Source organism: Nonomuraea sp. NPDC001684 (assembly GCF_053596515.1).
On the sequence record NZ_JBSFGJ010000310.1, the window covers coordinates 1 to 11,256 of the forward strand.

Annotated in this window: 9 protein-coding genes and 1 pseudogene; 6 read left to right on the top strand and 4 right to left on the bottom strand. The window is 74.4% G+C overall.

From position 1 onward, the window contains the following. Positions 1 to 288 (top strand): helix-turn-helix domain-containing protein (locus ACWCSD_RS36875; RefSeq protein ID WP_449921925.1); only part of this gene is annotated, 288 nt, incomplete at its 5' end. Positions 289 to 298: 10 nt separating this feature from the next. Here ACWCSD_RS36875 and ACWCSD_RS36880 read toward each other — a convergent pair. The 4 genes from ACWCSD_RS36880 to ACWCSD_RS36895 are packed head-to-tail and all read right to left on the bottom strand — an operon-like array spanning position 299 to position 6,169. Continuing rightward, positions 299 to 3,025 carry a glycoside hydrolase family 38 N-terminal domain-containing protein gene (locus ACWCSD_RS36880; RefSeq protein WP_449921927.1) on the bottom strand — a complete coding sequence of 909 codons (2,727 nt, stop codon included), beginning with the start codon at positions 3,023 to 3,025 and terminating at the stop codon, positions 299 to 301. Next, positions 3,016 to 4,104 carry a Gfo/Idh/MocA family protein gene (locus ACWCSD_RS36885; protein WP_397162563.1) on the bottom strand — a complete coding sequence of 363 codons (1,089 nt, stop codon included), beginning with the start codon at positions 4,102 to 4,104 and terminating at the stop codon, positions 3,016 to 3,018. Before ACWCSD_RS36885 ends, ACWCSD_RS36880 begins: the two co-directional genes overlap by 10 nt. Then, on the bottom strand, positions 4,101 to 5,000 hold the full coding sequence (locus tag ACWCSD_RS36890; protein WP_449921929.1) for a TIM barrel protein: 900 nt from the start codon (positions 4,998 to 5,000) through the stop codon (positions 4,101 to 4,103). Before ACWCSD_RS36890 ends, ACWCSD_RS36885 begins: the two co-directional genes overlap by 4 nt. Then, positions 4,991 to 6,169, bottom strand: coding sequence for a CehA/McbA family metallohydrolase (locus ACWCSD_RS36895; RefSeq protein ID WP_449921931.1), 1,179 nt, complete (start codon positions 6,167 to 6,169; stop codon positions 4,991 to 4,993). Before ACWCSD_RS36895 ends, ACWCSD_RS36890 begins: the two co-directional genes overlap by 10 nt. Positions 6,170 to 6,394: 225 nt before the next feature. On the opposite strand from ACWCSD_RS36895, the gene iolC reads away from it, so the two are divergent. The 5 genes and pseudogenes from iolC to ACWCSD_RS36920 all read left to right on the top strand — a co-directional run. After that, a complete protein-coding gene (iolC, locus tag ACWCSD_RS36900) occupies positions 6,395 to 7,333 on the top strand; it encodes a 5-dehydro-2-deoxygluconokinase (protein ID WP_449921933.1) in 939 nt (312 codons plus the stop codon). Further along, positions 7,330 to 8,235 carry a Cgl0159 family (beta/alpha)8-fold protein gene (locus ACWCSD_RS36905; protein WP_449921935.1) on the top strand — a complete coding sequence of 302 codons (906 nt, stop codon included), beginning with the start codon at positions 7,330 to 7,332 and terminating at the stop codon, positions 8,233 to 8,235. Before iolC ends, ACWCSD_RS36905 begins: the two co-directional genes overlap by 4 nt. Next, complete coding sequence (iolB, locus tag ACWCSD_RS36910) at positions 8,232 to 9,071, top strand: 5-deoxy-glucuronate isomerase (protein WP_387667616.1); 840 nt, start codon at positions 8,232 to 8,234, stop codon at positions 9,069 to 9,071. The genes ACWCSD_RS36905 and iolB overlap by 4 nt, the downstream gene beginning before the upstream one ends. Further along, on the top strand, positions 9,068 to 10,903 hold the full coding sequence (gene iolD, locus ACWCSD_RS36915; RefSeq protein ID WP_449921938.1) for a 3D-(3,5/4)-trihydroxycyclohexane-1,2-dione acylhydrolase (decyclizing): 1,836 nt from the start codon (positions 9,068 to 9,070) through the stop codon (positions 10,901 to 10,903). The genes iolB and iolD overlap by 4 nt, the downstream gene beginning before the upstream one ends. 99 nt (positions 10,904 to 11,002) lie before the next feature. Then, positions 11,003 to 11,256 (top strand): annotated as a pseudogene (locus ACWCSD_RS36920) (AI-2E family transporter); the annotation flags it as partial.

The window sequence follows — 11,256 nt, forward strand, 5'->3', positions numbered from 1 at the left end:
CTGCCCGACGACCCCTCCACGCTGTCGGCCCTGGTCGACCACGTGCTGGGCGAGGTGCTGGCCTACGACGAGGCCCACGACTCGCGGCTGCTGCTGTCGGTGCGGACGTGGATGGAGCGCAACCGCCACGTCGAGGACGCGGCGGCGGCGTTGCACGTCCACCCCAACACGCTGGCCTACCGGCTGCGCCGGTTCGCCGCGCTGAGCGGGCGGGACCTGTCGTCCAGCGCGGCGTTCGCGGAGGTCTGGCTGGCCGTGCGCGCGGCCCGCCAGCTCGGACTCTGCTAGGGCTGCGGGGTCAGCGGAGCTGGACGGTGGCGATCTCCCACGGCCTCAGCGGCAGCCTGAGCGTGCCGTCCGCCGTCTCCAGCGGCTCGCCGGGGCCGCCGGTCAGGCCGGCCCGCCGGGCCCGGGTGAAGGCCCCCCGCACCACGGCCTCGGTGCCGGACGCGGTGAGCGCCACCAGGCGCAGTTCCTGCCAGTCGTCGCGGCGGCGCAGCGAGCTCATCGTCACGCCCTGACCGGACACCGACAACCCGTGCGCCGCCGGCGGCGGGGTCAGCTCGCGATCGCCGCCGCCCGGCACCACCAGCAGGTCGTGCCGGTACAGCTCCGCCTGCGGCGGCACGTCCCGCCAGTCCAGGTACGGCATCAGCGCCAGCGACACGGTGTGCGGCCCGCGTGACTGCGCGGCGGGGGTGGGCAGTTGCGGACCGGCTGGCTCGGGGCGCAGCCTGTTGTGGTTGCGCGACAGGTAGCCGACCGAGCGCAGCAGCGTGAGCGCCAGCTCGTACCCGTCGTCCAGCAGCTCGTACTCGGTGACGTGCTCCAGCAGCGCGGCGACGCCGCCGGCGGCCACCCAGCCGGAGGCGGGGAAGGTGGGCAGCGGGGTCTCGCCGCAGCCGCCCTCGGCTTCGAGCTCCCGCCGCACGATCGCGAACTGCCCCTCGGCCAGCGAATGGTCGGCCCGCCTCGGCAGCGGCACGTGGAAGCGCACCCGGTGGTCCGCGCACCGGTTGTCGAACGACACCCGCAGCCGGACGAACGGCTCGCCCGCCCGCAGCTCGACCCGCATGGTGACCACGACGTCCTCGGTCGCGCCGGTACGCGCGGGCGGCGGCAGCTCCGGCGTGTTCGGGACGGGCTCGCCCGCCGCCGGCCACAGGTAGACCCGGGTGATCTCCACGGCGGCGACGAGCGGGCCGCCTTCGATGATCTCCGTGTCGATCGAGATCGGCTCGGACACGACCAGGTCGTCGGCGGGGGGCGCGTGGTTGTAGGTGTCGCCGGAGTCGCCGCCGTCCTCGATGCGGCCCACGCCGGTGATCGTCCGGCCGTCCTCGCCGAACAGGCCGAGGGTGCCGTCGGGCTCGATCTCGACCCGCAGCAGCCCGTTGTCCAGCACCGTGGAGCTGGCCTTGATGGGCAGGACCCCGGTGTCGGAGGAGAGCCAGCAGTCCTGGTGGTGGCCGTTGTTGCGGATCTCCGCCCGCGGCGCGGGGTGCGTGGGCTCGGGCGGGCCGGGGCGCAGGCTCGTGTGGCCGAGCGCGGGCACCTCGACGAAGGCGGCGACCGTGGACCGGGGCTCGGCCTCGACCCGGACCCAGGTCACGCCGTCGAGCGCGCGGCGCAGCTCGGCCTGGTCGAACGGCCCGCGCGGCTCCCTGCCCACGGTGATGAGGAGGATGTCGTCGAACACCTGCCAGTCGATGATGTGCTGGCCGTACAGCTCGGTGCCGTGCACGAAGCCCAGCACGGTGAGGGGGTCGATGCGCTCGTCCAGCAGCAGCACGGGCGCGGAGTCCAGGGGCTGGGTGGGCACCGGCGCGCCGGAGGGATCCACCAGCGGCCCGCTGCCGCCGGCCACGTCGGCGATCACCACGCCGCTGCGCACGGCCGGCGTCGGGTTGACGACGAGCACGCCGTCGGCCGGCACCGCCGCCGCCAGCCGCGTGGTCACCATGTCGCGGACGGCCTGCCCGAGCTGCTCGGCCTCGGCGATGCGGGCGGCGACCTGCTGGGCGGTCTCGTCCACGCCGCAGCCGGTGACCGAGTCGTGGCCGCCGGCCTCCACCAGCCGCCGCCAGGCCATGTCGAGGAACCGGCCGGGCCACGGGCCGCCCCAGAGCGTGGCCAGGGGCTCGGCGTAGCGCTCGACCATGCGCTCGGCCCGGCCCATGGCCTGCTTGACGGCGACGCGGGCGGAGATGACGCCGGGCAGGATGTTGGCGCGGGCGTGCGAGCGCAGCTCGCCGACGACCTGCGGCAGCCCCGCGGTATCACCCGAAAATTTCTCGATATATCCAGACAAGGTGTCCATGCGGGCGCCGACGGCCGCCACCATCTCCGGCAACCCGCGCACCGGAGCCGAGTGGTCGGCGCCGTACATGGCCAGCAGCTCGCCCTGCGGGCCGTGCCAGGCGCGCATGGTGGCGACGAACTCCGCCGCCCGCTCCTCCAGCCCCTTGACGTCGGAGAACAGGTGGGCGCCGTTGCCGTAGCCGCCCTCGGGCAGGTACTGGGTGCGGATCGCGGTGCCGTCGGGGGCCACCCAGGCGAAGGCGTCGGTCGTCACCGACGACGGCACTCCGCGGTAGACGCAGGCGTGCTCAAGCCCGGCCTGCCGCAGGATCTGCGGCATCTGGGCGGTGTGACCGAACATGTCCGGCAGGTAGCCCACCCGCATCGCGCCGCCGAGCGCGTCCGCGCCGGCCAGCCCGAGTTCGAGGTTGCGCACGATGTTCTCGCCCGAGCACAGGAACTCGTCGAGCAGGATCTGCCACGGCCCCACCGCCAGCCGCCCGGACTCGACGAGCGCCGCGACGCGGTCCCGGTTCTCCGGGCGCACCTCCAGGTAGTCGTCCACGCAGGCGAGCTGGCCGTCGAGGGTGAAGTGGTAGGCGGGCTCGCGTTCCATGGTGTCGAGCACCTCGTCGAGGAGGTCCACCAGCCGCAGCCTGAAGCGCTGGAAGGGCTCGTACCACTCCCTGTCCCAATGCGTGTGCGGTACGACCACTATGTCCATGCCGCCGCCTCCCCTCCGATGGGCAGCCGATGCTGGACGGCGTAGCGGGCGGCGATCCGCTGAGCCGTCACGATGTCCTCCAGTGCGCCGGCCGCGTCGGTGAGCGGCGGGCTGCCATCGTTCACATAAGCATGGAAGGCCGTCAGTTGTACCTCGAACGCCTCGGTCACCTGGCGGTGTTCGGCGCGGGTCTCGGCCCCGGAGACCACGGTGAGGGTGGTGGGCGCGTTCATCAGGTAGGGCGTGGGGAAGACCAGCTCCAGCGTGCCCCCGTCGTGGTGGATCGCGACGGTCTCGCGGTAGGCGGGGTAGCCGTCCAGGTAGTGCCAGCGGATGTGGAACCGGCCCGCCACGGGCAGCGGCCCGGAGATCTCCACGGAACCGGGCGCCGGCCCCCAGCTGTCCACGTACGTGATCTCCCGCGGCGCTCCGGTGAAGCGCCGCAGCAGCGACAGATCGTGGCAGATCGAGCCCAGGGAGACCGCGTACACGTTGCGCAGCGACTCCGGGGCGGCCTGGCCCAGCGCCCGGGAGACGAGCGCGTCCTCGGCCTCGCGCAACGAGCCGAGCACGCCGGGATCGACGTCGCCGGCCCGCGCCAGGTTCGCGAACGCGAGCTGCGACTCCCCGCTGGGATGCAGCACGGTCACCTCGACCGACCGGACGGCCGCCGGGCCGCCCAGCTCCTCCAGCAGCGCGACGGCCCGGCGCACGGCCGGGTCGTACTGCTTCATGTAGCCGACCATCAGCCGCCCCGCGGGCAGCGCGGCCACCTCCGCCCTGGTCAGCGCGAGCGGCTTCTCGCACAGCACGGCGTACCCGGCGGCCAGCGCCCGGCGCACGGTCTCGCCGTGGGAGCCCGAGGCCAGCACCACCACGGCCTCGAAACCGCCGTCGGCCAGCATCTTCGCCAGGGAGGTGTAGCGCCGGGGCGCGCCCAGCCGGTCGCCGACGACGTCGGCCAGCGTGCGCGACAGGTCGCAGACGGCGCTCACCTCGAACAGGTCCCGCCGCCTGGACAGCAGCGGCACGTAGACCGCCTGGGTGACGGCTCCGCACCCGACCAGCGCGATCCTCACAGGCCCAGCTCCCTCAGCCGCTCGCGGTTGGCGGCCTGGTCGGCGATGTTCCGCCCGACCGGGCGGCGGCCCGGCATCGTGTCCTGCTCGACCACGATCCAGCCCTCGTAGCCGATGGCGTCGAGCGCCGCCACGACCGCGGGCAGGTCGAGCTCGCCGTCGCCCAGGCGGGTGAAGCCGCCCCTGGCCATCAGCTCGCGCAGGTCGGCGCCGTCGTCCAGGGCGGCGGCCAGGATCCTGGTGTCGCCGTCCTTGACGTGCACGTGCCCGACGCGGCCGGCCCACGCGCGCAGCGCCGCGACCGGGTCCCCGCCGGCCAGCAGCAGGTGACCGGTGTCCAGGCAGAGCTGGACGTCGGTCAGCTCCAGAAGGCGCTCGACGTCGTCGGGGGTCTCGACGTAGGTGCCGAGGTGGTGGTGGAAGGCGGGTTCCAGGCCGCGTTCGCGGCAGCGGTCGGCGGCCTCCTGGACGCGGGCGGCGTACCCGGGCCAGTCGGCGGCGGGCAGCCCGGGGACGCTGCCGCCGGGCCTGGCGAACCTCTCGGGCGAGCCCGAGCAGGCCAGCGTGGGCCGGGGCGCGAAGAGGGCGGGCGCCTGCGGCGCGGCGGCGAACACGTCGAGCGCGGCCTCCAGCGCGGGCAGCCCCCGCCGGTACGCCTCGGCGTCGCCGTAACGCAGGTCGACCCAGCCGCCGGCGAGCAGCAGGCCGTGCGCCGACAGCCGGGCGGCCAGGCCGGCGCCGGTGCCGAGGTAGCCGATGGGCCCGGAGTCGATGCCCGCGTAACCGGCCTCGGCCAGCGCGCGGACCATCTCGTCGGGGCCCAGGGGCGGCGGCGCGTCGCTGAGCTCGAACACGCCGAAGCTCACCGGCGCGTTCGCGACTCTCCTCACTCGCATAGGGCGATCACCTCGTTCTCGTAGGTCTCCAGGCGGTGGCGTCCCTCGGCCGCGGGAAGCAGCGCCCACTCGCCGCGTACGACCTGGCGGGCGCCGCCGGGGCGGACCAGCACCAGGCCGTCGGCGTCGAGCGCGAGCAGCTCGTCGCCCAGCCGGAGCAGCAGCGGCGCGTCCGGCCCCGCCGAGACCGCGGTGCGCCCGGCGCGCACGCCGTCGAGCACCGCGCCCGGCTCCTCGGCCAGCACCCACGTGGTCGGCGCGCCCGGCAGGCCGTCGCTGCCGTGCCGGTGGAAGTCGCTGCCGCCGATCGCCACCACGTCGTCGCGCCAGGCGTCGGCCCAGGCCAGCGGCGCGCCCCAGCGGCGGTCCCACCACCCGGAGCTCCACACCTCGGCCACCCTCGGGCGTTCGCCGACCGGCAGCAGCCAGGCGCAGTCGCCGCCCAGCGGGTGGTTGATCGAGATCAGGCCGCCGGCGCGCCCGGCGTGCTCGGTCCAGGAGCCCGCGGGCCGCCGGAAGTCCACCCAGCCGACCTCGCCGAACACGTTGGCGTGGCCGCGGTCGGTGGTGACCTCCTGGCCGGGGATGAGCGTGACGCCGCGGTCGGTCGCGCGCAGCCAGGGGTGGTGGCTGACGGTGTTGTGGTCGGTGACCGCCAGGAAGTCCAGGCCCCGGCCGCGGGCCAGCTCGGCCAGCTCGGCAATGGTGAGCGCGCCGTCGCTGTGGACGGTGTGCGCGTGGAAGTCGCCGGCGAACCAGCGCAGCCCGCCGACGTCGGGCACGTCCCGGCGCGGCGGCCGTTCGCCGGGCGGCGGCTCGGCGGCGACCGGCTCCGGCGGGGCCGTGCGCGCGGCCGAGATCTCCAGGGTGAAGTCGAGGCCCTGCGGCGGCACGCGGTGCAGCCCGAGCCACACGTGCCAGGTGCCGGGCTCGGGGACGCCGGGCAGGTAGCCGGGGGTGGCCCAGTCGCGGGCGATCGTGAACTCCGAGCGCGCCCCTCCCGACCAGCCGCGGAAGCCGCCGGGCGAGCCGCAGCCGAGGTCGAGCACGCCCTGCGACCGGTCGTAGTCGAGCCGCACGGTGACGGACTCCGACCCGGCGGGCACCTCGAAGGGGACCTCGCGCAACGACCGCTCCAGCCGGTCGTCGAGGCTCCAGTGGCCTTTCACGCCGGTCCGCCCTTGCCTGAGGCGGGGCGGAAGGAGAGCTTGGTGGTGTGCTGTTCGTGATGGACGCCGTTGGGGACGAACATGAGCGAACCTCCTCACCGCCCGACACTACAGAAGTGAGGTGACGGGGGCCCGTCCTGAAGGATCATCAACAACATAGCGGACATCCTTATGTCATGACAATATGCCATAGTGTCGAGGTAGGGTGCGTCCTCTGGAGGTGCGTTGTACGACCTGATCACGATCGGCCGCTGCGGCGTCGACGTCTATCCGCTGCAGACCGGCGTCGGGCTGGCCGACGTCGAGACCTTCGGCAAGTTCCTCGGCGGCAGCCCGACCAACGTCGCCGTCGCGGCGGCACGTCACGGGCTGCGCTCGGCGGTGATCACCGCGGTGGGCGCCGACCCCTTCGGCGCGTACGTCCGACGGGCCATCCGCGACTTCGGCGTGGACGACGCCTACGTGAGCGTCATCGAGGGCCCGGCCACCCCGGTCACGTTCTGCGAGATCTTCCCGCCCGACCACTTCCCCATCTGGTTCTACCGCGGCGAGCACCCGCCCGACCTGCGCCTCACCCCCGGCCACCTCGACCTCGACGCCATCCGCGCGACCGGCCTGTTCTGGTTCTCCCTCACCGGCCTGAGCAAGGAGCCGAGCCGCGCGGCGCACGCCGCCGCCCTGTCGGCCCGCACCTCCGGCTGGACCGTGTTCGACCTCGACCACCGTCCGGCGCTGTGGGAGTCGCATGCGGCCGCCCGCGCGGCGGCGCGCGAGGCGCTGCCGCACGCGAACGTGGCCGTCGGCAACCTGGACGAGGTGGAGACCGCCGTGGGCGTACGCGAGCCGGAGGCGGCGGCGCAGGCGCTGCTCGACGCCGGGGTCGAGGTGGCGATCGTCAAGATGGGCCCGGCCGGGGTGCTCGCCCGCACCGCCACCGAGACCGTCGTGGCCGAGCCGGTCGAGGTGAAGGTGGTCAACGGCATCGGGGCCGGCGACGCGTTCGGCGGCGCCGTCTGCCTCGGGCTGCTGCGCGGCTGGCCGCTGGAGCGCACGATCCGCTTCGCGGGCGCCGCCGGCGCGTTCGTGGCCGCCCGGCTGGCCTGCGCCGACGCCATGCCCACCACCGACGAGGTGCACGAGCTGCTGAACGAGGTGCCCACGTGAGCGACCTCACGCTGCCCAGGACCGCCCGCTACGAGTGGCTCACGCGGATCCGCGCGACCCGCCCCGAGGAGATCGCCGCGGCCGCCGCGCGCCGGCAGCGCCGCCGGATGCCGGGGCCGGGCGAGCGGCTGCTGATCATCGCCGCCGACCATCCGGCCAGGGGAGCCTTGTCCGTACGCGACCGCCCGCTGGCCATGGGCAGCCGCCACGACCTGCTCGACCGCCTCCAGGCGGCCCTGGCCCGGCCCGGCGTGGACGGCATCCTCGCCTCCCCCGACGTCCTGGAGGACCTGCTGCTGCTGGGCGCGCTGGAGGGCAAGCTGGCCTTCGGCTCGATGAACCGGGGCGGCCTGCAGGGCTCGGTGTTCGAGCTGGACGACCGTTTCACCGGCTTCGACCCCGAGGCCATCGACACGATGCGCCTCGACGGCGGCAAGATGTTGTGCCGCATCGACCCCGGCGACCACGCGACGGCCGCCACCCTGGAGTCGTGCGCGCACGCGGTGACCGGCCTGGCCCGCAGGCGGCTGGTGGCCATGGTGGAGCCGTTCTGGGCGGCGCGCTCGGAGTCCGGCGTGCTGCGCAACGACCTGTCCCCCGACGCCGTGATCCGCTCGATCAGCGTCGCCCAGGCGCTCGGCGCCACCTCGGCCCACACCTGGCTGAAGATCCCCGTGGTGGCCGAGATGGACCGGGTGATGGCCGCGACCACGCTGCCCACCCTGCTCCTCGGCGGCGACCCGCCCGACATCGGCACGGCCTACGCCGACTGGCACCGCGCGCTGGCCCTGCCCGGCGTGCTCGGCCTGGTCGTCGGCCGCGCCCTGCTCTACCCATCCGACGACGACGTGGCGACGGCGGTGGACGGCGCCGCCGCCCTGGTACGAGAGGCACACGCATGACCTACCTGCCCTACGGCAAGGCCGCCGACGGCCCCTGGTCGGTGGAGATCACCCCCTCGCTGGCCGGCTGGACCTACTCCGGGCTGCGCGTGGCGGACCTGACCGGCACGCCGCTGTCGTTCGGCACCGGAGAGGAGGAGATGATCGTCCTTCCGCTGTCGGGGTCGTGCACGGTCGAGGTCGGCGGTGAGACGTTCGTGCTGGCCGGGCGCGGGTCGGTGTTCGACGGGCCGAGCGACTTCGCGTACCTGCCGATCGGCGTCCAGGTCACGTTGAGCGGCGGCGGGCGCGTCGCGCTGCCGTCGGCCCGCGCGACCCGGTCGCTGCCGCCGCGGCACGTGCCCGCCTCCCGGGTGCCGGTGGAGATCAGGGGCGCGGGGCAGGCCAGCCGGCAGGTGAACAACTTCTGCGCCCCCGGCGTGTTCGACTGCGACAAGCTCATGGCCGTCGAGGTGCTGACCCCGGGCGGCAACTGGTCGTCCTACCCGCCGCACAAGCACGACACCCCCAACCCGGGCGAGGCCGTGCTGGAGGAGGTCTACTACTTCGAGGTCGCCGGCGACGGGCCCGGCTACCAGCGCGTCTACTCCTCCGAGCGGGGGCAGGTCGACACGCTGGCCGAGGTCTCCTCCGGCGACGTCGTCCTGGTGCCCTACGGCTACCACGGGCCGTCCATGGCCGCCCCGGGCTACGACCTGTACTACCTCAACGTGCTGGCGGGGCCGGCGGAGGAGCGTTCGATGGCGTTCTGCGACGATCCCCGTCACGCCTGGATCCGCTCGTCCTGGTCGGGCCAGGACGTCGACCCGAGACTGCCGTTCGGAGGGCACGCATGACCCGGTTGACCGTCGCGCAGGCCGTCGTGCGCTTCCTGGCCGCCCAGTGGAGCGAGCGCGACGGCGAGGAGCGCCGCTTCTTCGGCGGCTGCTTCGGCATCTTCGGCCACGGCAACGTCGCCGGGCTCGGCCAGGCCCTGGCCACCTCGGGCGACGACCTGCCCTACTACCTGGCCCGCAACGAGCAGGCCATGGTGCACACCGCCGCCGCCTACGCCCGGGCCGCCGACCGGCTGGCCACGCTGGCCTGCACGACGTCGATCGGCCCCGGCGCGACCAACATGATCACCGGCGCGGCCGGCGCGACGATCAACCGGCTGCCCGTGCTGCTGCTGCCCGGCGACGTCTTCTCCACCCGTGCCGCCAACCCGGTGCTCCAGGAGCTGGAGGACCCGCGTTCGTACGACATCTCGGTCAACGACTGCTTCAAGCCGGTCTCGCGGTACTGGGACCGGATCAACCGGCCGGAACAGCTCCCGTCCGCGCTGACGGCGGCCATGCGGGTGCTCACCGACCCGGTCGAGACCGGCGCGGTGACGTTGGCCCTGCCGCAGGACGTGCAGGCCGAGGCGTACGACTGGCCCGAGGAGCTGTTCGCCCGCCGGGTGTGGCACGTGCCGCGCCCGCGCCCCGAACGCGCCGCGCTGGCCAGGGCGGCCGCGGTGATCAGGTCGGCGGCCCGCCCGCTGATCGTCTCGGGCGGCGGGACGATCTACAGCCGGGCCACCGCCGAACTGGCCGCCTTCGCCGAGGCGCACGGCATCCCGGTCGCCGAGACCCAGGCCGGCAAGGGGTCGCTGCCGCACGGCCATCCGCTGGCGGTGGGCGCGGTGGGCGCGACCGGCACCACCGCCGCCAACACGCTGGCCCGCGAGGCCGACGTGATCATCGGGGTCGGCACCCGCTACAGCGACTTCACCACGGCTTCGAGGTCGCTCTTCGCCGCGGACGCCAGGTTCGTCAACGTCAACGTCGCCGCCTTCGACGCCGCCAAGCTGTCGGGGCTGCACCTGGTCGCCGACGCCCGCGAATGCCTGACCGAGCTGGTCTCGGCCGTCGCCGGCCGGCGCTCCGACGACGCCTGGACGGCCAGGGCCGCCGCGCTCTCCCGGGACTGGGACGCGCAGGTGGACCGGGCGTACGCGCTCGACGGCTCCCCTCTGTCGCAGGCGGCGATCATCGGCGCCGTGAACGCGGCCGCGGGCCCGGACGGCGTCGTGGTGTGCGCGGCCGGTTCCATGCCGGGCGACCTGCACAAGCTGTGGCGGCCGAGCGGCCCCGGCGGTTACCACGTCGAGTACGGCAACTCCTGCATGGGCTACGAGATCGCGGGCGGCGTCGGCGTCAAGCTGGCCGCGCCGGAGCGCGAGGTGTTCGTCCTGGTGGGCGACGGGTCGTACCTGATGATGGCGCAGGAGCTGGTCACCGCGGTCGCCGAGGGCGTCAAGCTGGTCGTCGTCCTGGTGGACAACTCGGGCTTCGCCTCCATCGGGCGGCTGTCGGAGAGCGTGGGCGCGCGCCGCCTGGGCACGTCCTACCGCTCCCGCACGGGCGGCCCGCTGCCGGTGGACCTGGCCGCCAACGCCGCCAGCCTGGGCGCGGCCGTGCTGCGTCCGGAGTCGCTCGCCGACCTGCGCAAGGCCCTGGAGGAGGCGCGCTCGTCCGGCGAGACGACCGTCGTGCACGTGCGCACCGACCCCATGGCCGACGACGTCCCCTCCTCGCAGGCGTGGTGGGACGTGCCCGTGGCCGAGGTGGGCGCGCCGGCCGAGCGGGCGGCGTACGAGGAGGCCAAGCGGTCGCAGCGCGCGCACCTGAGCCCGCCGTCCTGACCAGGGTCGCCCTCGATCGCCTGAGCCCGCCGTCCTGACCAGGGTTGCCCTCGATCACCGCCGGGAAGGCCACTGACCAGGCACGATCGGGGGTTGGGTATGAGGCCGTGGCGGGTGCTGGGGTGGATCGCGATCATCGCGGTCGCCTTCTTCTGCCTCTATCACCTGCGCACGGTCGTCATGTCCGTGATCATCGGCGTCTTCCTCACGGCGCTGCTGCACCCGCCGGCCCGCTGGCTCACCGCCCGCGGGCTCGGCCCGGCGCTGGCCACCACGATCGTCTTCGTCGGCGGCCTGCTGCTGGCCGGCGCGCTGATCGCGCTGCTGGTGCCGCCCACGGTGGACAGCCTGAG

Coding starts and splice junctions, on each gene's coding strand:
- ACWCSD_RS36880 (WP_449921927.1), bottom strand. CDS start 3,025: ATGGACATAGTGGTCGTACCGCACACGCATTGGGACAGGGAGTGGTAC.
- ACWCSD_RS36890 (WP_449921929.1), bottom strand. CDS start 5,000: ATGCGAGTGAGGAGAGTCGCGAACGCGCCGGTGAGCTTCGGCGTGTTC.
- iolB (WP_387667616.1), top strand. CDS start 8,232: ATGACCTACCTGCCCTACGGCAAGGCCGCCGACGGCCCCTGGTCGGTG.
- iolD (WP_449921938.1), top strand. CDS start 9,068: ATGACCCGGTTGACCGTCGCGCAGGCCGTCGTGCGCTTCCTGGCCGCC.